General features: G+C 69.1%; 22 protein-coding genes. 3 read left to right on the top strand and 19 right to left on the bottom strand.

Annotated features, from left to right (window positions below; genetic code table 11):
* Positions 1-52 precede the first annotated feature (52 nt).
* Positions 53-1018 (bottom strand): helix-turn-helix transcriptional regulator, encoded by a 966-nt coding sequence (locus F0P95_RS06510; protein WP_054662802.1) that lies wholly within the window; start codon positions 1016-1018, stop codon positions 53-55.
* Between the two features lie 161 nt (positions 1019-1179).
* Between F0P95_RS06510 and F0P95_RS06505 the strand changes: the two genes are divergently transcribed.
* The gene (locus F0P95_RS06505; protein WP_182336137.1) at positions 1180-1956 is read left to right on the top strand and encodes a DUF481 domain-containing protein; all 777 of its coding nucleotides are present in this window, start codon (positions 1180-1182) and stop codon (positions 1954-1956) included.
* Between the two features lie 84 nt (positions 1957-2040).
* Here F0P95_RS06505 and hemC read toward each other — a convergent pair whose 3' ends face one another.
* From hemC to F0P95_RS06470, 7 genes are all read right to left on the bottom strand, one after another.
* Positions 2041-2949, bottom strand: a complete 909-nt coding sequence (gene hemC, locus F0P95_RS06500; RefSeq protein ID WP_054662796.1) for a hydroxymethylbilane synthase — start codon at positions 2947-2949, stop codon at positions 2041-2043.
* Positions 2950-2971: 22 nt separating this feature from the next.
* Positions 2972-3697: a LytR/AlgR family response regulator transcription factor gene (locus F0P95_RS06495; protein WP_182336136.1), complete on the bottom strand. Its 726-nt coding sequence runs from the start codon at positions 3695-3697 to the stop codon at positions 2972-2974.
* A gap of 94 nt (positions 3698-3791) precedes the next feature.
* Positions 3792-4457 carry an alpha/beta hydrolase gene (locus tag F0P95_RS06490; RefSeq protein WP_182336135.1) on the bottom strand — a complete coding sequence of 222 codons (666 nt, stop codon included), beginning with the start codon at positions 4455-4457 and terminating at the stop codon, positions 3792-3794.
* 412 nt (positions 4458-4869) lie between these two features.
* Positions 4870-6780 (bottom strand): glucans biosynthesis glucosyltransferase MdoH, encoded by a 1911-nt coding sequence (gene mdoH / locus F0P95_RS06485; protein WP_182336134.1) that lies wholly within the window; start codon positions 6778-6780, stop codon positions 4870-4872.
* 294 nt (positions 6781-7074) lie between these two features.
* A complete protein-coding gene (locus F0P95_RS06480) occupies positions 7075-7380 on the bottom strand; it encodes a DUF3817 domain-containing protein (RefSeq protein ID WP_182336133.1) in 306 nt (101 codons plus the stop codon).
* A gap of 213 nt (positions 7381-7593) precedes the next feature.
* Complete coding sequence (locus F0P95_RS06475) at positions 7594-8220, bottom strand: CoA transferase subunit B (RefSeq protein ID WP_182336132.1); 627 nt, start codon at positions 8218-8220, stop codon at positions 7594-7596.
* A 1-nt stretch (position 8221) separates the two neighbouring features.
* Positions 8222-8956: a CoA transferase subunit A gene (locus tag F0P95_RS06470; protein WP_182336131.1), complete on the bottom strand. Its 735-nt coding sequence runs from the start codon at positions 8954-8956 to the stop codon at positions 8222-8224.
* 146 nt (positions 8957-9102) lie between these two features.
* On the opposite strand from F0P95_RS06470, the gene F0P95_RS06465 reads away from it, so the two are divergent.
* Positions 9103-10449 (top strand): phosphohexomutase domain-containing protein, encoded by a 1347-nt coding sequence (locus F0P95_RS06465; protein ID WP_182336130.1) that lies wholly within the window; start codon positions 9103-9105, stop codon positions 10447-10449.
* A gap of 9 nt (positions 10450-10458) precedes the next feature.
* Entirely contained in the window at positions 10459-11862 is a 1404-nt protein-coding gene (locus F0P95_RS06460) for a mannose-1-phosphate guanylyltransferase/mannose-6-phosphate isomerase (protein ID WP_182336129.1), read from the top strand.
* Positions 11863-11995: 133 nt separating this feature from the next.
* Here F0P95_RS06460 and F0P95_RS06455 read toward each other — a convergent pair whose 3' ends face one another.
* From F0P95_RS06455 to gspG, 11 genes are all read right to left on the bottom strand, one after another.
* Positions 11996-13084, bottom strand: a complete 1089-nt coding sequence (locus tag F0P95_RS06455) for an acyltransferase family protein (RefSeq protein ID WP_182336128.1) — start codon at positions 13082-13084, stop codon at positions 11996-11998.
* 204 nt (positions 13085-13288) lie between these two features.
* A complete protein-coding gene (locus tag F0P95_RS06450; protein WP_182336127.1) occupies positions 13289-14764 on the bottom strand; it encodes a hypothetical protein in 1476 nt (491 codons plus the stop codon).
* Between the two features lie 441 nt (positions 14765-15205).
* A complete protein-coding gene (locus F0P95_RS06445; RefSeq protein WP_182336126.1) occupies positions 15206-17533 on the bottom strand; it encodes a secretin N-terminal domain-containing protein in 2328 nt (775 codons plus the stop codon).
* Positions 17533-18069, bottom strand: coding sequence for a hypothetical protein (locus tag F0P95_RS06440; protein WP_182336125.1), 537 nt, complete (start codon positions 18067-18069; stop codon positions 17533-17535). Before F0P95_RS06440 ends, F0P95_RS06445 begins: the two co-directional genes overlap by 1 nt.
* A complete protein-coding gene (locus F0P95_RS06435; RefSeq protein WP_182336124.1) occupies positions 18066-18692 on the bottom strand; it encodes a hypothetical protein in 627 nt (208 codons plus the stop codon). The genes F0P95_RS06440 and F0P95_RS06435 overlap by 4 nt, the downstream gene beginning before the upstream one ends.
* A complete protein-coding gene (locus F0P95_RS06430; RefSeq protein WP_182336123.1) occupies positions 18689-19522 on the bottom strand; it encodes a hypothetical protein in 834 nt (277 codons plus the stop codon). Before F0P95_RS06430 ends, F0P95_RS06435 begins: the two co-directional genes overlap by 4 nt.
* Before the next feature lie 181 nt (positions 19523-19703).
* Positions 19704-20744, bottom strand: a complete 1041-nt coding sequence (locus tag F0P95_RS06425; protein ID WP_182336122.1) for a type II secretion system protein GspK — start codon at positions 20742-20744, stop codon at positions 19704-19706.
* A complete protein-coding gene (locus tag F0P95_RS06420) occupies positions 20734-21399 on the bottom strand; it encodes a prepilin-type N-terminal cleavage/methylation domain-containing protein (RefSeq protein ID WP_182336121.1) in 666 nt (221 codons plus the stop codon). Before F0P95_RS06420 ends, F0P95_RS06425 begins: the two co-directional genes overlap by 11 nt.
* Positions 21400-21407: 8 nt before the next feature.
* Positions 21408-21827, bottom strand: coding sequence for a PulJ/GspJ family protein (locus F0P95_RS06415; protein ID WP_182336120.1), 420 nt, complete (start codon positions 21825-21827; stop codon positions 21408-21410).
* The gene (locus F0P95_RS06410; protein ID WP_182336119.1) at positions 21817-22200 is read right to left on the bottom strand and encodes a prepilin-type N-terminal cleavage/methylation domain-containing protein; all 384 of its coding nucleotides are present in this window, start codon (positions 22198-22200) and stop codon (positions 21817-21819) included. The genes F0P95_RS06415 and F0P95_RS06410 overlap by 11 nt, the downstream gene beginning before the upstream one ends.
* A gap of 16 nt (positions 22201-22216) precedes the next feature.
* Positions 22217-22654 carry a type II secretion system major pseudopilin GspG gene (gspG, locus tag F0P95_RS06405; protein ID WP_182336118.1) on the bottom strand — a complete coding sequence of 146 codons (438 nt, stop codon included), beginning with the start codon at positions 22652-22654 and terminating at the stop codon, positions 22217-22219.
* Positions 22655-22664 lie beyond the last annotated feature (10 nt).

Genomic DNA, 22664 nt, shown 5'->3' with positions numbered 1-22664 from the left:
GCGTCGCCCCATGACCTGGGTCAAGCGCGCCGGCTTTGCGGCGCGGGCCGGGTCAGTCGTAGTTGCTCAGCGCCAGCGACAGCAGCGCCTTGGCCTGCTCGCGCAGCGACTGCGGCTCGACGATCTCGGCGTCCGAGCCGTAATGCAGCACGTCCATCAGCAGTTCCCGCGACACGCTGTACGGCACCTTCAGCTCATAGCGGCCGTCGGCCAGGAAGCGGCCCTGCTGCCTGGAATGCCAGTGCTCGTCGGCCACCCAGCGCGCCGCCTTGGCGCTGAACACGATGGTCGCCCAGCCCTTGGGCGCGCCGGAGAAGATGCCGTAGCCGGCGCCCAGCTGCGCGTCCAGTTCGCTGTCGTCGATGTCGCGCGCGGCCTGGTCGATCACCCGCGCCTTGTGGATGCGGTCCACGGCGAAGCTGCGCAGCGCCTCGCGACCATGGTCCCAGGCATCCAGGTACCAGTTGTCGCGGTAATGGGTGATGCGCTGCGGCGAGACCGTGCGCCGGGTGACCTCGTCGGTGGAACGCGCCCGGTAATCGAAGGACAGCTGGCGGCGCTCGAGCACGCCCGAGGCCACCGTGCGGAAGCTGGCCTCGTCGAGCTTGCGGCCGCGATGCGGGATCACCCGCACCCGCTCCACCGGCCACGTCGACGCACCGGCCTGGGCCGCCAGCAGGCTTTCGATGCGCTGCTGCAGCGGTGCCAGCACCGAGGACAGCACGCCGCCGCCGGTGCGTGCCAGCAGGTGCTGGGACGCCAGCAGCGCATGCAGCTCCTCCGAGCTCAGCCACAGCCCGGGCAGCTCGAAACGGTCGCTTTCCCCGCTCTGGTAGCGGAAACCCGCCTCGCCGTCGCCCTCCACCGGCGCCATCAGGGCGTCGCGCAGGAAGGCCAGGTCGCGGTAGACCGTGGCCCGTGAACAGCCCAGTTCCTCCTGCAGGCGCGCCACCGTGATCGGATAGCGCGCGGACTTGAGCAGGCGATGCAGTGCGTTGATGCGTTCATAGCGGTCCATGGCCCGATTATGTCCGACTCGGAGGTGAATGGCGCGCGGCGGGCGTGGCGCCAGGCTTAACCGTGGGCCAAGCGCCACCCGGGGGGCGCAGCGGGCGCGGCGGGGTCATCCGGTATCATGAAAACGGTTCCCGTTCCCGCCTTCCCCCTGGAGACTTCCCGATGTCCCTGCGTGTTTCCCTGCTCCTGCCGCTGCTGTTGTGCGCCCCGATGGCGTGGGCGGACGATGCCTCCGACCCTGCCGCGATGACCTCGCCATGGAGCGGCAGCGGCGGCGAGCTCGGGTTCGCCTCGGCGCGCGGCAACAGCTCCACCGAAAGCCTCAATGGCCGCCTCAAGCTGCGCTACACCGATGACGACTGGGTGCACAGCATGGACCTGTTCGGCCTGCGCTCCAGCGCCGAGTACAAGCAGACCGCCGACGACGGCAGCACCTACCGCAAGCGCCAGACCACCGCCAACCGCTATACCGCGGGCGCCGGCAGCGCCCTGCAGCTGGGCGAGCACCGCCAGCTGACCGCCACGGTGCGCTACGAAAGCGATGATTTCGCCACCTACGACCGCCAGGGCAGCTTCGGTCTCGGCTACGGTACCCGGCTGATCGACGGCGAGCGCCTGGTGCTGGACACCCAGATCGGCCCCGGCGTGCGCCGCTCGCACAACTCCGAGACCGACGAGAACCGCACCGGACTGATCGGCCGCGGCCTGTTCGACCTGAAGTTCGGCCTCACCGACAACACCGACCTGGTGAACACCCTGCTGGTCGAGTCCGGCTCGTACAACACCTTCGCGCAGAACGATTTCGGCGTTTCGGTGGCGATGAACCGCCATTTCGCGCTCAAGGCCGGCTGGCAGGCCCGCTACAACAGCGACGTGGCCGAGGACAAGCGCAAGACCGACACCCTGGCCACGATGAACGTGGTCTACAGCTTCAAGTAAGCAAGCACGACACGGGGTGGCCCGGGCCGGCGGCTGACCGCCGGCGGCGGGCCGCCGTTCCCACCGGCGCCGCGGCCAGCGCTCTCAGCGCAGCAGTTCGCCGGCGCCGCCGTCCAGCAGCTGGCGCGCGACATCCCGGCCCAGCGCTTCCGGATCATTGCCCGGGCCCTGGGCCTGCGCGCGCACCGCGCGCCCGTCGGCGACACCGCCGACCAGCCCCTGCAGCCACAGGTCCTCGCCGCGCCATTGCGCCAGCCCGGCCACCGGCACGTGGCAGCTTCCGTCCAGCGCGCGGTTCATCGCCCGCTCGGCCTCCACGCAGGCACGGGTGCCGGCATGGTCCAGCACCGCCAGCAGCGCGATCACGTCGGCGGCATCGGCGCGGCATTCCACCGCCACCGCGGCCTGCGCCGGCGCCGGCAGCCACTGCGGTGCGCGCAGGCGGTCGCGGATCCGCGTACCCAGCTCCAGGCGCTCGAGTCCGGCGCAGGCCAGGATGATGGCGTCGTAGTCGCCGGCGTCGAGCTTGGCCAGGCGGGTATTGACGTTGCCGCGCAGGTCGCGCGCCTGCAGGTCCGGGCGCAGCGCGCGCAACTGCGCCTGGCGGCGCAACGACGAGGTGCCCACCACCGCGCCGTGCGGCAGCGCGTCCAGGGTGGCATGGCGGTTGGAAACGAAGGCATCGGCCGGATCGGCGCGTTCCAGGATCGCCGGCAGCGCGAACGGCGCATCCAGTTCCATCGGCACGTCCTTGAGCGAGTGCACCGCGCAGTCGGCCTCCCCGCGCAGCATCGCCAGTTCCAGCTCCTTGAGGAACAGGCCCTTGCCGCCGATGGCGGCCAGCGAGCGGTCCAGGACCTCGTCGCCGCGCGTGCTCATCGGCACCAGTTCGACCGACAGGCCCGGGTGCGCCTGGCGCAGGCGGGCGGCGACGTGTTCGCTCTGCCACAGGGCGAGCGGGCTCTTGCGGGTGGCGATGCGCAGCATGTTCATGGCGCCATTATCGGCGCAGGACTCACGTGCCGGCCAGTTCCGCCTTCAACGCCGCCACGCAGCGGCGGCTGACCTCCAGCGGCTGCGCCACCCCGCGCAGCACCGCCTGCACCTGCCCGGCCGCGGTCCGCCGCAGTTCCTGCAGGCGTTCGCGCGAGACCAGGCAATTGCGGTGGATGCGCACGAAGCGGGTGCCGAACTCCTCCTCCAGCGAGCGCAGCGATTCCTCGATCAGGTCCTCGCCGTGCACGTGGTGGACCACCACGTACTTCTCCTCGGCCTGCAGGTAGAACACGTCCTCCAGCGGGATCACCCGCAGGTTGCCGCGCAGCCGCGCGCACAGCACCCGGCGTCCGCCCGCGGCGGGGGCCGCCCCGCCGACCCGTCCGGCCAGGAAGGTACGGGCCCGCTCCAGCGCGGCCGCCAGCCGTTCGGCCCGCACCGGCTTCATCAGGTAATCGATGGCCGCCGCCTCGAACGCCGACAGCGCATGCGACTCGTAGGCGGTGCAGAACACCACCGCCGGGCGCGGCTCGAGCCGCGCCAGGTGCCGCGCCACGTCCAGGCCGTCGATACCGGGCATGGCGATGTCCAGCAGCACCACGTCCGGCCGCGCGCGCGCGCAGGCATCGAGCGTCGCCTGGCCGTCGCCGGCCTCGGCCACCACCGCCACGTCGCCGTGCGCGGACAACAGCATGCGCAGGCGTTCGCGCGCCAGCGGCTCGTCATCGGCAATGAGTATCTTCATCGCCACTCCCCTGCCCCGCATTGCTCCCCGGATGACGCATGGTAGCCAACCCCGGCGCGCGCCGGCAGCCGCCAGCCCCCCACCTGCCCCGGATTCAGCCCGCCGCGAAGCGCGCCTGCAGCCAGTCGCCGAGTGCCTGGGTTTCCTCGGCGCAGACCTGGTGCGCCATCGCATAGCGGTGCCACTCCACCCCGAACCCCAGTTGCCGGAGCACCTGCAGGCTGTGCTCGGCGACCTGTACCGGGATCACCGGGTCGCCGCTGCCGTGGGCCATGAATACCGGCTGCGCGGTGGCGCCTGCGGCCAGCTGCGCGGCGGCGGCATCCACTTCCGGCAGGTAGGTGGACAGCGCGACCAGCCCGGCCAGCGGCGACTGCTGCCGCAGGCCGGTGGACAGGGTGATGGCGCCGCCCTGCGAAAAGCCGGCCAGCAGGATGCGTTCGCGCGGCGTGCCGCGAGCCTGTTCGCGGCTGATCAACGCCTCCACCTGGGCCACGGATTCGGCCACGCCGGCGGCGTCGGCGCGGCTGCGGAAATCCAGGCTGACGATGTCGTACCACGCGCGCATCGGCATGCCGTTGTTGATGCTGACCGGACGCTTGGGCGCATGCGGGAACACGAAGCGGATCGCCGGCCAGTGCGGCCGCACCAGCTCCGGCACGATCGGCGCGAAGTCATGGCCATCGGCGCCCAGCCCGTGCAGCCAGATCACCGACCATTCCGGCGCCGCACCGGTTTCCTGCTCCACTGTTTCCAGCATTTCCTGCAACTCCAAGGGACCAGGACGCATTATGCCTGCGCGGGCAGGCGGCCAAGCCGATGCCGTGGTTGTTCACCGTTGCTGTTGCTGCTGTTGCTGCTGCCTGGGATTTTGCTGCCTTCCTGGACTTTTTGCCTTCCGGGGCCCCCTTCCGCAGCGACGGAGCCGGCGGGAATAACCCGAAGGGCGACGCACATGGATGCACGTCGCCCCTGCGGTGTCTTGTCCGTCGGCTCCGTCGCTGCGGAAGGGGACCCGGAAATCAAAAACGCAGAAGCAAAAGCACGAGCAACCGCGAAGGCGAAGGCGAAGGCAAAGGCAAAGGCATCTTCACCCCTCGAACCGTTTCACACCCGATCCGCTCTACAGCCGAAACCAGAAGCCGGTCGTCAGCAGAACGGGGACCGCCGTGCTACTCCACGGAAAGCGGTGCCTGCATCGCCGCCGCACGCAGTTCCGCCGCGCGCACCAGCACCGGCGGCGGCGCACTCTCCTCGGGAATGGACAGCAACCGGTGCCGGCGCAGCCAGTCGCCGATCTTGCGCGAGGAGGTCAGCCCCACCACCGGCACCGCCAGCACCATGCCGATCACCACCGGCGCCATCCACGCCGCCAGCGACGGCGACACCGCGTAGGCCATCGCCCCCATCGCCAGGCCGAACACGCTCAGCCCGCCGTAGCTGCGCAGCAAGGCGGGCCACGATACCCGGCCGTCATCGCGCTGCTGCGCGTCCCAGCCCGAGTCCTTGCCGGCCAGCACCTCGGCCACACCACGCGACTGTACGTACATCACCACCGGCGCCATCAGTGCCGCCAGCAGCGTTTCCAGCAGCATCGAGACGAACGCGCGCAGCGCGCCGCCGCACCCCTGCCGCTCGCTGCGCGCGCTGAGCATGGCCACGTAGCCCATCGCCTTGGGCGCCAGCAGCACGCCCATGGTGACCGCGAACACCCACAGCACGCCCTGCTCGTCCAGCCCGCGCCAGTAGTGCGCCGGCGACAACCGCAGGTGCAGCTCCTCGGCCAGGTCGATGCCACCATGGATCAGCGGGATGGCCATGCCGATCAGCATCAGCATCGCCCACATCGGTGCGGTGAAGTAGTGGCCGATGCCGACCAGCATGTGCACCCGGCTGATCCAGTGCAGGCCGGCGGCGGTGACCACCTTGGAGTGCTGCAGGTTGCCCTGGCACCAGCGGCGGTCGCGGATGAGCAGGTCAGTCAGCGTCGGCGGCCCTTCCTCGTAGCTGCCCTGGAGGTAGGGCACCATGTGCGCGGCCCAGCCGCCACGGCGCATCAGCGCGGCCTCGACGAAATCGTGGCTGAGCACGTGCCCGCCGAACGGCTTGCGCCCGGGCAGTTCCGGCAACCCGGCCTGCTCGGCGAAGGCGCGGGTACGGATCACCGCATTGTGGCCCCAGTAGTTGCTCTCGGCACCGTGCCACCAGGCCACGCCGTAGGCCATCACCGGGCCATAGACGCGGCCGCCGAACTGCTGCATGCGCGCGAACGCGGTACGCCCGCCGACCACCGCCGGCAGCGACTGGATCAGGCCGACGCCGGGGTGCTTTTCCATGGCCGATGCCAGGCGCACGATCACCTCGCCGGTCATCAGGCTGTCCGCGTCCAGGATCAGCATCTGCGGATAGGCACCGCCGAAACGGCGCACCCAGTCGGCGATGTTGCCGGCCTTGCGCCCGGCGTTGTCGGCGCGGCGCCGGTAGAACAGCCGGCCGCGGCCGCCGGTGGCCTCGACCAGGCGCGCGAACACCTGCTCCTCGGCGCGACCGATGGCCTCGCGGGTGGTGTCGCTGAGCACGAAGAAATCGAAGCGATCGAGCTGGCCGGTGGCCGCCACCGATTCGTAGATGGCCTGCAGCCCGGCCATCATCCGCCGCGGATCCTCGTTGTAGGTGGGCATCAGCAGCGCGGTGCGGCTGTGCAGTGCGGGCAGCGGCGCGTCCGGGTGGATGCCCAGCTTGCGCCGTCCGCGCAGCAGCGCCTGCAGGCCGGCCAGGCTGCTGACGAATGAAAATGCGATCCAGGCGAACAACAGCACGAACAGGCCCAGCAGGCAGGCTTCGAGCACGTTGATGCCGCCGTTGGCCAGGACCCGCGCCATCATCCACGTCGCCACCACGGTCATTGCCGCGGTGCTGCCGAACACGTACAGGCGGCGCAGCACGATGTTCGGCGGCGACGTGTCCTGCCACCGCCCCTGCAGGCGACCCTCGCGCAGCGACTGCACGGGCATGGACAGCGGGCTTTCCGGCGGCAGCACGGCGATGCCTGCATCGCGCGCGGCAACGGGTGTACCGGTCATGGATTCCACCACGCGCCGGGACGTGCCGGGCAGCAGGCAGGCGCCGCCGCCGGCAGGCGATCGGAAACGACGGCAACAGGGGGGGCGTGGTGCACGGGGCTCTCCGTGGGTCAGACAGGCGCCAAAGCTAGAAGATCGAACCTAAACAGGCTGCGAACATGCCCGAAGCAGGCGGCCAGCCACGCTCGCCGGCCCGGGATCCCCCGGTACCCGGCCCGCGGGCCCGGCATCATCGTAGTGGCCGCCGCGCCCCTGGGCCACACCGCCGCGGGTCGGCCCGGGCCGGCGCCCGGCTCAGCGCACCGGCGACAGCAGGCCGCGACGCCGGAACCACCATTCCAGCGGCACCGTGACCAGCGGCGGCACCGCCGCCAGCAGGGCCAGCAGCAGCGCCCACGACGGCCAGCGCTGGCGCACCCCGACATACACGCTGGCGACCACGTAGAACAGGAACGCCAGCCCGTGCAGGCGCCCGAACAGCCATACGCCCAGCTCGGTCGTCTGCGTGCCGTACTTGAGCAGCATGCCGACCAGCAACCCGGCCCAGGTCGCGCCCTCGACCAGGGCGGCGACGGCGAACAGCTTTCCAGCGGCGGACATCGGGTTTGCAGGCATCGGCACGTCGTCATCGAACGGAAGGACGCGGATTGTAGGCTACCTGCGTCCCGCGCACGGATTGCACGCCCGCACCCGAAGGCAGGCGGCTCGCGCCGGACAGGCGCGGGCATCGGCGTGATCCCGCCGGTTTCAGGGCACCGGCGTGCCCGGAACCGTCGCGCCCCCGGCTGGCTGCCTGCCAGCCGGGGATTTGCTTCAGGCGAACGGCACGCCGGTCCGGGCCTTCAGCTCTTCCAGATCCACCCCGGGCGCCACCTCGACCAAGGCGAGGCCGGCGTCGGTGACGTCGAATACCGCCAGGTCGGTGATGATGCGGTCGACCACCCCCACGCCGGTCAGCGGCAGCGTGCATTCGGGCAGGATCTTGTGCTCGCCGTTCTTGGCGGTGTGCTCCATCAGCACCACCACGCGCTGCACGCCGGCCACCAGGTCCATCGCGCCGCCCATGCCCTTGACCATCTTGCCGGGCACCATCCAGTTGGCCAGGTCGCCCTTGGCGGTGACCTGCATGGCACCGAGGATGGCCAGGTCGATGTGGCCGCCGCGGATCATCGCGAACGAATCGTGGCTGCCGAAGTAGCTGGCGCCGGCGCGGGCCGTCACGGTCTGCTTGCCGGCATTGATCAGGTCGGCGTCGACTTCGGCGTCGGTCGGGAACGGGCCGATGCCCAGCAGGCCGTTCTCCGACTGCAGCCACACGTCCATGCCCTCGGGGATGTGGTTGGCCACCAGCGTCGGCAGGCCGATGCCCAGGTTCACGTACGCGCCGTCGGTCAGTTCGCGCGCGGCGCGCTGCGCCATCTCGTCACGGGTCCAGGCCATTTCAGTTCTCCTCCTGGCGCACGGTGCGCTGTTCGATGCGCTTCTCCGGCGTGGCGTTCAACACGATGCGGTCGACGTAGATGCCCGGCAGGTGCACCTGGTCCGGGTCGATCGCGCCTACCGGCACGATCTCCTCCACTTCGACCACGCAGACCTTGCCGGCCATGGCGCAGACCGGATTGAAGTTGCGCGCGGTCTTGCGGAACACCAGGTTGCCGGCCGCGTCGGCCTTCCACGCCTTGACCAGCGAGACATCGGCCTTGAGCGCGGTTTCCATCACATAATGCTTGCCGTCGAATTCCCGGGTTTCCTTGCCCTCGGCCACCACGGTGCCGTAGCCGGTGGCGGTGAAGAAGGCGGGGATGCCCGCGCCGCCGGCACGCAGGCGCTCGGCCAGGGTGCCCTGCGGGTTGAACTCCAGCTCGAGCTCGCCGGCCAGGAACTGCCGCTCGAACTCCTTGTTCTCGCCCACGTAGGACGAAATCATCTTGCGGATCTGGCGGGTTTCCAGCAGCTGGCCGAGGCCGAAGCCGTCGACGCCGGCGTTGTTGGAGATAACGGTCAGGCCGGCCACGCCGGAATCGCGCAGCGCTGCGATCAGCGCCTCGGGAATTCCGCACAGGCCGAAGCCGCCGACCGCAAGGGTCTGGCCGTCGGCGACCACGCCGTCCAGCGCCTGGGCCGCGCTGGCCACCACCTTGCCGCGCCGCCCGTCCAGGGTTGAAGGATCGCTCATCGCATCATGCCCACAGTCATAAGGATGGCGGCATTCTAGCCCCAGTCCAGCGGCGGCCCTCTTGGACCTTCGTCCAGCCGCGAACGGCCCGCTAACCGCCAAGCGACTAAACTGGGCGCCTTTCCACGCTTCGACAGGTTGCCCGCATGCCATTACCCGCGTTCAAGGCCTACGACATCCGCGGCCGCGTGCCCGAGGAACTCAACGAGGACCTCGCGCGCCGGATCGGCAAGGCCCTGTCGGCCCGGCTCGAAGACGGTCCGGTGGTGCTGGGCCACGACGTGCGCCTGACCAGCCCGGGCCTGCAGGACGCGCTGGCCGCCGGGCTGCGCGGCGAGGGCCGCGAGGTGATCGACATCGGCCTGTGCGGCACCGAGGAAGTCTATTTCCAGACCGACCACCTGGGCGCGGCCGGCGGGGTGATGGTCACTGCCAGCCACAACCCGATGGACTACAACGGCATGAAGCTGGTCAAGGCGCAGGCGCGGCCGATCAGCTCGGACACCGGCCTGTTCGCCATTTCCGACGCGGTGGCCGCCGATGCCGCGCCGGCGCAGGCGCCGCGCGCCGGACAGGTGCAGCGGCACGACAAGCGCGCCTATATCGCGCACCTGCTGTCCTATGTGGACGTGGCTACGCTGCAGCCGCTGAAACTGGTGGTCAATGCCGGCAACGGCGGCGCCGGCGCCATCATCGACCTGCTTGCCCCGCACCTGCCGCTGGAATTCGTGCGCATCTGCCACGAACCCGACGGCAGCTTCCCCAACGGCATCCCCAATCCGCTGCTCCCGGAGAACCGCGCCGCGACCGCCGACGCGGTGCGCGCGCATGGCGCCGATTTCGGCATCGCCTGGGACGGCGACTTCGACCGCTGCTTCTTCTTCGACCACAGCGGCCGCTTCATCGAGGGTTACTACCTGGTCGGCCTGCTCGCCAAGGCGATCCTGGCACGCAACCCCGGCGGCAAGGTCGTGCATGACCCGCGCCTGGTGTGGAACACGGTGGAGATGGTGGAGGCGGCCGGTGGCGTGCCGGTGCTGTGCAAGAGCGGCCACGCCTTCATCAAGGAGAAGATGCGCGCGGAGAACGCGGTCTACGGCGGCGAGATGAGCGCGCACCACTATTTCCGCGCGTTCGCCTATGCCGATTCGGGCATGATCCCGTGGCTGCTGATCGCGCAGCTGGTGTCCAGCAGCGGCCAGTCGCTGGCCGAACTGGTCGAGGACCGCATGGCCGCCTATCCCTGCAGTGGCGAGATCAACTTCAAGGTGGCCGACGCCAAGGCCGCGGTCGAGCGGGTGATGCGCCACTTCGCCCCGCTGTCGCCCGCGCTGGACCACACCGACGGGGTCAGCGCCGACTTCGGCGACTGGCGCTTCAACCTGCGCAGTTCCAACACCGAGCCGCTGCTGCGGCTCAATGTCGAGACGCGCGGCGACGCGGCGCTGCTGCAGGCGCGCACCGACGAGATCTCCACCCTGCTTTCGGCCTGAGACTTCAACATGAGCAACATCACGCCCGTCATCCTGTCCGGCGGCTCCGGCACCCGCTTGTGGCCGCTCTCGCGCGAGACCTACCCCAAACAGTTCCTGCCATTGACCGGCACGCAGACCATGCTGCAGGCAACCTGGCACCGGGTCGCGGCCGTCGCGGCGCGCGGTCCGCTGGTGATCGCCAACGAGGCGCACCGCTTCGTCGCTGCCGAGCAGCTGCAGCAGGTCGGTGCGGAGCCGCAGGCGATCATCCTCGAGCCGATGGGGCGCAATACCGCGCCGGCCATCGCGGTAGCCGCACTGGAAGCCAGCCGCCAGGGCGACGACCCGCTGCTGCTGGTGTTGCCGTCGGACCACGTGATCACCGACGAGGCTGGCTTCCATGCCGCCGTGCGCCAGGCGGCGACCGCAGCCGATGCCGGCAAGCTGGTGACGTTCGGCATCGTCCCGACCGGTCCGGAGACCGGCTACGGCTACATCAAGGCCGCGCCCGGCAATGGCGCCCGCCCGGTCGAGCGCTTCGTCGAGAAGCCCGACCTGGATACCGCCACCGCGTATGTCGCCAGCGGCCAGTACCTGTGGAACAGCGGCATGTTCCTGTTCCGCGCATCGCGCTACCTGGAGGAACTGGCCCGGTTCAACCCGGCCATGCTCGAACGCAGCCGCAACGCCTGGGAAAGCGCCCGCCGCGATGCCGACTTCACCCGGCTCGACGCCGGGACGTTCGCAGCGGTACCGTCGGATTCGATCGACTATGCGGTGATGGAGAAGACCGCCGATGCGGTGGTGGTGGCGCTGGACGCCGGCTGGAGCGATGTCGGCTCCTGGACCGCGCTGCGCGACGTCTCCCCCCGCGATGGCGACGGCAACGCCCACCACGGCGATGTGATCGCCATCGACTGCCGCAACACCTACGCCTACGGCGAACGGCTGGTCGCGCTGGTGGGACTGGATGACGTGATCGTGGTCGAGACCGATGACGCGGTGCTGGTCGGCCGGGCCGACCGCATGCAGGAGGTCAAGGACGTGGTCGCGCGGCTGAAGGCCGAGGGCCGCAGCGAGGCCGCCTGGCACCGCAAGGTGTACCGCCCGTGGGGCGCCTACGACTCCATCGACAACGGCGAGCGTTTCCAGGTCAAGCGCATCACGGTCAAGCCCGGCGGTACGCTGAGCCTGCAGATGCACCACCACCGCGCCGAGCACTGGGTGGTTGTCAGCGGCACCGCCGAGGTCACCCGTGGCGACGAGGTGCTGCTGCTCAGCGAGAACCAGAGCACCTACATCCCGCTGGGGGTGACGCACCGGCTGCGCAACCCCGGCAAGCTGCCGCTGGAGCTGATCGAGGTGCAGTCCGGCAGCTACCTGGGCGAAGACGACATCGTGCGCTTCGAGGATACCTACGGGCGCAGCTGAGGCACGCTTGCACACACGGCGCTCCCGGCCGACGCCAGGGGCGCCACGCGCGTCACGCACGGCCACCTGGCCGGAGGTACACGCGGCAGGGCCATCCGGCATCAGGCCCGTCGCGCCGGCGTATGGCCGGTCGCTATCGTTGCCGGCGCAGCCGTATGCCCTGCAACGGGCGCTCGAACAGCCACCAGGAAAGCCCCGCCACCACAAGCGCGGCGGGAAGCACGACCAAAATGGCCGCCCACGACAGGTGTTCGATCACGCCCATCCGCAGCAGCGCTTCCATTACCGGCATATGCCACAGGTACAGGCTGAAGCTGACCAGACCTACCCAGCGCAGGCCCCGCCATGCGAAAACCCGCCGCAGCCAGCCCGGACCATGCAGCGTCGCCAGCAGCAGCATCGCCCAGATCATGCCGAAGAACAGGTACCAGGTGCGCGTCACCGTCGCCTCGAACGGCATGCCGCGCAGGTGGCACCAGATGGCGGGAATCGCGACGCACCACAGCGCGACGGCCAGCAACGCCACCGCTCCCCACCAGGACGCTGACGACGGTCGCCGCGCCGCCCATTCATCCACGCGCGCGGCGAATGCGCCGCACAGGAACACCACCAGGTAGGGCCCGAGCCGCACGCCGTTCTCGACCGATTCGGCAGGCGGCCAGCACCACGTCGCCGCGACCAGCGCAACCACGAACACCCCTGTCTGCGCCCACGCCGGCCAGCGCCACCGCGCCATGCCCACCAGCGCCAGCACCAGCAACGGCAGCCACAGGTAGAAGGTGAACTCCACGGGGATGCTCCAGAGCACGCTCCGCCCTTCGCGCAGGGTCAGGTGCCGCCACAGCGCCGCAGTGTCGATGTCGTACAGCACAGGGTGGCCCATGCTCAGGGCCAGCCAGCTGGCGCCCAGCACCACCAGGTACAGCGGCCAGATGCGCAGCACGCGGCGCAACGCATAGTCCAGCCAGGTACGCGCCTGCCGCAGGGCTCCCGGAGGCTGCCGCAACAGGTTGCGCGCCAACAGATAGGCGCTGAGTACGAAGAACAGATAGACGCCGCTCTTGCCTACCCCATGCAGGGCCGGGCGCGGCAACAGTACCGCGGCGGAAAAATGTGAAGCCAGCACCACCAGGACCGCCAGCCCGCGCAGCCCGTCCAGTACTTCCAGCCGCGCCGTGCCGCGCGCATGGCCATCACCGCGCGCCGCGCGCTCAACGTCCATCTTCCCCATCCCCCCATCGAAACAAGGCGACGATTCTGCCCCGTTTACCAGCGTATAGGTAGACGGAACATCGACGCGTGCGCCGCTCCATCGACCTGGTCCCGATGACTGCCGCGACGTACCCATGGCCCCGGCCTTCCGGAAAAAAGGAAAGGCCCGCCGAAGCGGGCCTTTCCAGGTACTGCTACCGAACTACAGGGGCGATTAGTGGCCGCCCGCAGCAGCGTTGCTCGGGTTGATCATGTTGATGTTGCTGATGGTGTTCGCAGCGGTGTTGACCAGCTGGTAAACGCCCTTGATGTCTTCAGCCGGCGCGTTGACGATGGCGGTGACGGTGCCACGGGCGCGACCGTTGAAGGTCAGGGTGTTGGCCAGGTTGTCGAACACGTAGGTGGTACCGGCCTTGACGACGAAGCTGTTCGTGCCATTGACGGTCACGGTGCTGCTGTCGCCTTCGCTGTCGAAGCCCTGCGCACGCAGGGTGAAGGTGCGGTCCTTGGTGCCGGTGTTGCTGATGGCCAGACGGGCCAGCCAGTTGCCACCGGCCAGCTGCACCAGCGGGGTCATCAGCTTGACGCCGTCCTGGTCGATCTGACCAGCGTTGGCGGCAGCATCGGTCACGCTGGTGTCGGCCAGAACCAGGCTCTCGTCGATCGCCGGAGCCAGATCAACAGCAGCGCCCGAACCGGTGCCCACGACGTAGTTCAGGGTGTAGCCGGCGTTCGGGGTGACACGCATGCTGGCCTGGTAGATGCCCGACGGAATCTCGCCGTCGCCGTTGGCTTCAACGGTGAAGGCGTTCGCGGCGGTCAGCACGGTCAGCGGGTTGAACGCAGCCGAGGTCACCGACTCTTCGTCGGCAGCGGCGGTCAGGGCGGCACCGGTGAACACGGCGCTGTCCAGCCAGTCGCTGTTGAAGTTGCCGGTGATCTTCAGCGTGGCAGCGGTCGGGAAGATGTCGGCCAGGGCGATCGGGGTGCCGTCAGCCTTCAGGATGCCGCCCGGAACCAGCGCCAGGGTGGCGTTGCTGGCCAAGGTCACCGGACCCAGACCACCCGGGAACGCGTTCAGGCCCGAGCCCGCAGCGAAGGTGGTGTAGGACGGATCGACGGTCACGGTCGAAACGGCCTTGTGCGAGTCGATCTTCAGGGTGTACGCCTGCTTGAACGAGATCAGGGTCTCGGTGTCGCCGGTGCCCGGGATCAGCTGGTTGGCACCGCAGGCGCCAGCAGCGGCCGGGTTGTCGTACAGGCCGACAGTGGCGGTGATGGTGGCGTTGTAGTTGGTGGCATTGATCGCCAGGGCCGGCATCGTGACGATGTCAGCGGCGGTGCCGGAGATGCTGGCGGTCGGATCCGAGCTGATCGTGAAGAACGCCACGTTGTTGCCAACGACGTTGACGACGCCGGCGGTCAGGTCGCCGCTGCCGGTGATGGTCGGCGAGGTGATGCTGGCCGGCAGGGTGGCGCCCGACAGCTTGACGCAGGCGTAGCGGGTTTCGTTGGTGTTGAAGTTGTAGCCCAGCTTCCAGGCCACCGGCACGGTCAGGGTGGCCGGCAGCGCGATTTCCTTGGCGTAAACGGTGTTGGCGCTCTGGATTTCTGCATCAGCCAGCGCATTGCCGGAAGCCAGTGCGCCGAGAACGGCGACGGCCAGGACCTTCTTGTTGATGAACTTCATTTACTCAGCTCCTAAGCTTAGGGTTTGTCAATCATTTGACGCTTTTCAACACCATGGGCACCACTCGCCGTTCGCAGATGCGCGTATCGGCGCCGATACGTAACCATCGGCCGGTCAACAGCTGCATGAAGCCCCCTGTCCCCCTGTGCCTTTGGTTCACCTGCGCATGCAAATCCAAGCGCAGCCCCCAGATGCCGAGGCATCATACGGGCATCGTTCAAAGAGTGTCAACGATGCTTGATGCCCGCTGAAGACAGGTGTACGGAGCCCTCAAACGAGGGTATTTCCCCGTGTTGCGGGGACCGTCACATTCACCCGAGTGGTGGCTTTGGTAAGCCGCCCACCCGGCGATGACCCCGGACGAACCGGCCGGGCACCGGTGACGAAGGTGGCCGGGCGGAGCGAAGCCGGGGAGCGCCGGTGGATGCCGGCCGCGGGGACTCAGTTACCGCGGCCTTCAGCCGCCGCGTCTTTCGCAGGGACCGCATTTTCCGGGGGAGCCGCATCGCTGGACCGGGGGGGCGAGGGAACGGTGGCATCGCCCTCCGGCGCCTCTTCCCTGCGGCCCGGATCGGGCTTGCCCGGCCACTGGCGCTCGTTGCGGCCGAAACGATCACGCACCGCGCGGCTGATATCGTCCACCTGGCTGGCGTCTTCCAGGACGTAGGGCGTGATGAGCAACAGCAATTCGGTACGGTTGCCCGTCTTGTTGCGGTTCTGGAACGCCCGTCCAATCAACGGGATATCACCCAGCAGCGGCACCTTGGTCTTGGCATCGCTCTGGGTGCTGGAAATCAGCCCGCCCAGCAGCGTGCTCTGCCCGTCCGCCAGGCTGAGGCTGGTCTGCAGCTTGCGGCTCAGGATGCTGGGCGACGAGATGTCACTGGTGTCGGTGGTCGTGGCCTCGCTGACTTCCTGCGAGACCTTCAGGTCCACGCGCTGGCCGGAGTGCACGACCGCCTCGATATCCAGCAGCGTACCGGTCTTGCGGTACTGGATGGACTGCAGGATGGAGCCGTTGTTGCCGAGGTCAGACGCCGTTGCCTGGCTGGTGATGATGGGCACCTCGGTACCGACGTCGATGCTGGCGGTCTCGCCGCTTTTCACCATGAGCCGGGGGGTGGAGAGAATGGTGACGCGGCTGTCCTTGGCGAACAGGTTGAGCGTGGCACGGGTCTGCCCGGACGAGGACAGCGCGGCCCAGCGCAACCCGCCGGTGGGCGCCGACATGCCCGCCAGCGCCGTCAGCGGCCCGGACATGCCACCGGCCGAGACGTTCCGCAGCGCCCATTCCACGCCATGGGTAAGCTCGTCGGTAAGCATGACCTCGGCCACGGTCACTTCGATCAATACCTGGCGCGCCGGCTGGTCCAGCCGTGCAAGGACGCCCTGCAGCGCGCGCCAGCTCTGCGCGTCGCCCTGGAACACGATGAGGTTGCGCACGGTATCGGCGGCCAACTGCCCACCGAAACCGCTGACCGCCGTTGTGCCCGCCCGCTGCCTTGGCGCCGCGGACTGCTGGCCCGCCCCCGCCGCAGGGGTGGCCGCCGGGGCGGCAGCACTGCCCGTGCCCCCGCCTGCCAGCGCCTGCAGGACCGGCAGCATGGTCTCGACCGTTGTGTGGCGGGCGGCATAGACATACATTCCGCCGCCACCGGCGGTCTCGTTGGGCTGGTCGAGCTTGAGCACCCACTCGCTGATCGCATCCAGCGCTTCCTGGCTGTTGGCGAACACGACGAGCGCATTGGCGGAATTGATCGGCACGAAATTCACCGCCCCCGGCTCGCCGGAGCCCAGGCGCACGGCCATGCCCTGCGCGGTCAATACGTCACTGAGCTCCTTGGCCAGCAGGTCGGCCGGCATGTGCAGCGGATTGACGCGCATGGAGTACTTGTCGCGCAGCACCGACTGGTCGAGGGCATCGATGGCCTGCATGGCGGCGCGCACGGACGTACCCGGGCCGCTGAGGAGCACCGCATTGGTTTCCACCAGCGGCGTGAAGGCAACGCTGTTGCCCCCGATCAGTTCCTTGGCCTGGGGGATGACCGAACCCGGGCGCCGATACTGCAGCGGCATGGCCACGAACACCGACCGCTGCCCCACCGGCACTTCAGGCAAGGAGCGCGTCACCAGCATCTCCGCCTGTTCGGCGGCGCGCTGCTCGGCCGGCATGAAGCGCAGGACGCCGCCCAGCTCTTCGATGCGGACGCCATAGCTGCGCAGGACTTCCTCGGCGACACGGAACGCCTGCTCCGGCGGCATCGGCGCGGCCAGGCTGAGACTCAGCAGTTCCGGGCGGCGGCGCAGGGACTGGTCGATCTGGACCGGCAACCCCAGTTCCATGCCGTAGACGATGTTGATGAAGCTGTCCATCGCCACGCCATCGAGCACCAGCGATACCGGTTCGGTGCGCTGCATCGGCGGGATGCGGCTCAGGCCAGGATCGGCCCGCTGCACTTCGCGCACCGGTCCTGCCGGTTTCGGGCCCGCCTCGATGCGCGGCCGCGACTGCTCGGCGGCGCGCTCCTGGTTGAGCACCTCGCTGGCACTGGCCTCGGCCTTGGGCCCGCGCAATGGAGCGGGCAACTGCGGCGGCCGGGTGGCGCAGCCGGCGGCCAGCAGCGTCACCAGCGCGGCGGCCAGGAAAACGGCAAATCGGCTGGCACGGCCCGAACCGGGCCGGTAAGTGTTCTGCAAGTGCTTCACTGGCTCAGACTTAGGTTGGTTTGCGCGAATCGCGGGGACGCATGGCCGCGGGTGAAAAGGCATCAACGCGTCCTCCGCGAGGGCTTGGCAGCATCAGACCCGGCGCCTGCCCGGGGAGTTCCGCCCGCGGGCGCTTCCTCCTGGACGCGGTAGGCATTGAACATCTCGTGCTCGTGACGCTCCCCCTTGCCGTCCACCCATTCCACGCCGAGACGCGAAACCTTCAGCACGCGGCCGCCGTCGGGCAGCCGCCCGCCCGGCGGGATGCGCAGTTCGCCCGCCCCCTGCACGCTGAAAAGCGCCTCGAAACTGCGCTTGCCCTTGGCGATGCCCACGGGCATGGGCGGCGCCGGCTCATCGGCCTTGGCCGGCTCGGCCGCCTCCGGTGGCGGCGGCGGTGCCGGCCACGGCGGGCTCTCCTGCCACTGCGCATCGAGCGCGGCAAAATCAAGCACGGCAAGTTCCGGCACCTGCCAGTCAAGCGCGGCGGGGGGGCTGCTCGAAACCGAGGGCGGCTCAGCGCCGAACAGGATCGACGCGCCCGCTCCGAGACCCAGCGCAAGCAGGCCTGCCAGCGGGATTTTCCAGGCGCCGGTCATGGACTTTCCTCCTGCGCAGCGACCGACGCATCGCCGGCACCGCGCTTGTAATAGAAGCGCACGACCATGTTGACCCGCGAGGATTTGGTCTGCTCGCCCAGCTCCAGGCGCTCGACCTGCACCCACGGCAAGCCCCGCGAAAGACCCCGCAGCAGCGCCGCCTGGCCGAACTCGGGGAGTTTTCCGTCGAGCCGCGCGAGCACCTGCTGCAGCTCGGCGTGGCCCGGCACATCCAGGACGCTTTCCACCTTGATCGTCGGCCCTTCCAGGCCGACCGTTCCGGCCAGCTCGGTGAGCCACGCACGCGCTTCGGCCTGCGCCTGGCCGGCGCTGCCTACCTGCATCATCTGCCGGCGCAGGGCGTCCAGCTCAGCTTCCGCCTTGCCCGCACGCTCCGTCCATTCGGGCTGCGCAGCCACCAGTTCCATGCGTTCGCGCAACTGCAGATCGGCTTCGTACTGGGCGGCGGCCTTCACCCGGCGGCCATCGATGGCATCAAGCACATGCAGACCGGCAAAAACCACGATGACCATCGCCGCCACCCGCAGGCGAAGATTGCCCTGCCATTGCTCACGCACCTTGAGCCACTGCCCGCGAAGCTTGTCCCACTGTTCGCGGCTCATTCCTTGACCTCGTCGGTTGCGGTACTGGCCAGCTCGAACTCGAGCAGCATGCCCCCCTTGCCGGTGGGGGTCGCGGTGACGTCGGGCAGCCAGGCCGCCTCGATGAAGGGAAGGATGAACCTGCGCGGATCAGCCTCGGGCGAGGCAACCGTCAACCGCAGCTTCCCCGGCTCGCGGTTCCAGCTGCTCAGCTGCGTGCCTTCCGGCAACAGCGAGAACACCTCCAGCATCAGGCGGTAATCGCTGTTGGCCGCCTGCTGCAGGCTCAGCAGGTCTTCGATCTTGCCCGCGGCGCTTTCGGCACGCTCGCGCGCGTCGAGCAGCGGCTCCGCCTTCTTCCGTACCTGTTCCAGGCGCAGCGCCCCGCTGTCGACGGCGGCGTTCCAGCGCAGCAAAGCGGTCAACTGCCAGCCCACCGCGAACAGGAGTACGAAGGCGATGCTCCACCACGCCAGGCGTTCGGCCAGCACCGCATCGATGGCGAGCCGGCTCTCGGACTCGCCCCACGGTGCATCCGACCAGTCCATGCGCTGCGGATCGGGAACGGCCACGACATCCACCAGGGCCAGTCCGCCGGCACGCAGGAACCGCTGCCAGACCTGGATATCCGGCGGGTTCGGCCACCACTGGCTGGCCTGCAGGCGTCCCTCATGCCAGATCTGCCCTTCCACCCCCTGCGACACGCGCAACAGGCGCGCGCCCGACTCCAGCGGCGGCGCATACAGGCGGCTTTCCGGCAGCCAGCGCCGGTAATCGACCCGGTCGTCGTCGCCATCGCCCGGCATCCATATCCAATAGTGCGCGATGCCCTGCTGCCAGGCGATATGCACCCGGGCGCCGGGCGCGGGCTCGAAGCGCGGTACGGCCAGGCGCGCGGCGGCACGGCGGCGACGCGCCGGCAGCTGCGAGAAATCATGCTGCCGGTATTGGCATTCGCCCCGCGGAACGACCCATTCGCGGCCGCCCAGCAGGCCACCGGATGTCGGCGCCGTCCCATCCTCCCGGACAAGGCTACGGCTCGGCAAAAATAGCGCCGTCGGTCGTTTTTGCTGTGTGGTCATCGGCAGGGCGTGGGACCGGGTAGGCGGCCAGAATTGTCCAAGGCCCTCGCCGATCGGCGAGGGGCGTCAATCTTATATGATAGCGCTGACCCGGCCCTTTACGCCCCCATACGTCCAGCCGCATCACATCGGAGGGCACGAACCGGTAATCCACGGCGGCGTCGCCCGGCAACAACGCGCCGGCCAGGGCCTCGACCTCCGAAGCGCGTACCAGCGGACGCTGTGCGCGGCGTGCGAGTACCGCCTCGCACGCCTGCGGACAGTTGGGCACCCAGGCCGGCAACAACGCCGCGGGGACGGTGTTGAGATTGACGGATCCGGCGTAATTGACCGTCACCTGTGCCGTGATGGCTGCCAACCGGGACGGAGGCAGCTCGTCCCACGACAGGACGTTGGCCAGTTCACTGGGCAGCAGCAACGGCCGGTTCGGGGGCGGCGGGCGGCCGAGGCGCTCGTAATCGCGCCGCTCGGCGCCATTGAGCCGGTTCAGGTCATCCTCGTCGATGTAGTCGAGCAAGGTGTCGCGCAGGCGGGGGATTTTTCCCGCCTCGACGCCGTTGGCCTGGAGGAAGCGCTCGATGCTGCCGCCGGGCATCGCACGCAGCGAAAACAGCCCCGATTCGTCCTGGATGTCGAAAACGGCACTGCCACGCCCCTTGTAGAGCGTGCCGTCGAGCCGAAGTTCGCCGCCCACAGGGTCGAGCACGGTTCCCCCCAGCTCATCCAGCCGCCGGATCGCGAGCTCATCCTCGCCCAATGGCTTCAACGGCAGTCCGGCCAGGGTGAACTCCCGCGTGGAGGCGACGTACAGCAGGGTGTCCCGGGTCTCGAGGGCGGCCACTTCGTCGTCGAGGCGCTCGCTGTCGACATGCGCCTGCTCGACCTGCATGCGCGCCCACAGCGATACCAGCCCCACCGCGACGGCGATGCCGGCGAGCAGCCATAGCGTCACCGCCAGAACGAAGCCGGCCTGGCGATGGTTACTGGCCACCGATCAACTCCCGGAAACCCAGGTTCTGGTCCACCGGCCTCAGGTCCGATGGCAGGTGGACCACCCAGTCCAGCTGGCGCCCCTGCGCGGTCACCGCCTGGAAACGGAGCAGGCGCGGCAGGATCGGCGGGGGTGGCGGCGCAGCCGGCTCCCCGGGCGCCTGCTGCGCGTCGAAACTCGGCAACTGTGCGGGATCGGGCACCTCGCCACGCCATTGCTGCATCCACTGCTCATCCGTCGATGCATAGGAAAAGCGCGCATCGCGCAGCGGCCCCTTGACGATGACCAGTTGCTTCACCGCGGAGTCGGAATAGTTCAACGACATGCCGCCCCCTTCGTCCTGGGCAAGCCACCAGCGCACGCGGCCGCTGCCGCCGGTCACCAGCGGCACCGCACTGATGAAGGACACGCTGTCGGCAGCGCCCTCGAAGGCATCTCCCGTCCCGATGGTGGGGGGCTGGGCCGTGGCGATGTTCTCCCTGAACCAGGCTTCCTGCAGCAACATCTGCCGCGACTCGCCATACAACCGCAGCAGCCGCGTCCTCAGGCCCAGCGACTGCGACAGCGCCTGCATCAGCAACGCCATCAACATGGAGACGACCACCAGGGTCACCACTGCCTCCAGCAGGGTGAAGCCTGCCTGGCCCCGCGACATGGACCTTTTCATAGCACGCCGGGCTCGCGCACTTGTTCGTAGCCGACCCGGCGCAGTTCGATCTCCGCCAGCGGCTGCCCGTCCCGGTCGAGCTCCAGGCGCATCTTGTAGAGGCCCACCCGGTACAGCCCCGCGCGCTCATGCCCGGTGGCCGCGTCGCGGGGCGGCTCCACCGGCTCGGATGTCCAGCGCAGCCGCAGGTCGCCCAGTTCATGCTCACCACGCGGCTGCTGGGCCGGGTTGACGACCTGGATCCAGGCCACCGCATTGCGCAGGGCCGATTCGCGCTCGCGCACCTTCTCCGCTCTGGCCACCATGCTCAGCGACTGGTTCATGGCGGCGAACAACGCCATGCCGACCGAGGCCAGGATCGCCAATGCGACGATCGCCTCGAGCAGGGAAAACCCGCGCTGTCGTTCAGTTCGCATCGCCGACAGCGCAGTCCGGCATCTGCAGATGCCAACGCTCGACCAGACCTTCCGCGCGCACCTGCACGTCCGCGGCGTCGCAGATTCCGTTCTCCCTCACCCGCACCGGACTCAGGGCCACCACGCTCCACCCTTCCGGAAGCGCCAGCAATGCGGACAGGTCGGCATGTTCGTTCAGGGTGATGGCGGCCGCCTGACGACGCGCCTGCATCGGCAGCTCCTCGAGCTGCCGCACCACCTCGGCGCGGTCACCGCTGCGGCCGATCGCCGCCACCGTCTGCGAGAGGCGCGGGGCGACCAGCGCCACGACCATGGAAGTCAGCGCGAGCACGATCAGCAATTCCAGCAGGGTGAAGCCGCACTGCGCGGCCACCCGCCGACCGCCGGCATCACTTGCCTGGCAGGAACCCGACGTCCGCATCATTGCCCTCGCCCCCGGCCTTGCCGTCGGCGCCGAACGAATACACCGCGAACGGCAGGCCATCGCGCCCGGGAATCGCATATTGATAGGGATTGCCCCAGGGATCGGACGGCACCTGCTCATCCAGGTACGGACCGCGCCACCGGGCCTTGGCACGCTCGTCGGCGGGAGCGACGTAAAGCACGGACAGGCCCTCGCTCTCGGTCGGGATGCGCCCCACTTCGAGGCGGAACGTCTCGACCGCGCCGCGCAGCAGGCGCGTCTGCGTTTCGGCCACCTGGACCTTGGAGCTGTCCACGCGACTGAACAGGCGCGGGCCGACAAGGCTGGCGATCAATCCGATGATCACCAGAACCACCAGCATTTCCAGCAGGGTGAAGCCCGATTCGATTCGATGGGAACGCATGTGATACTCC

The sequence above is a fragment of the Stenotrophomonas acidaminiphila genome (genome assembly GCF_014109845.1).
GTDB lineage: Bacteria > Pseudomonadota > Gammaproteobacteria > Xanthomonadales > Xanthomonadaceae > Stenotrophomonas > Stenotrophomonas acidaminiphila.
Note: the sequence above shows the minus strand (reverse complement) of the source record. Positions and strands in the feature narration are given on the sequence as shown.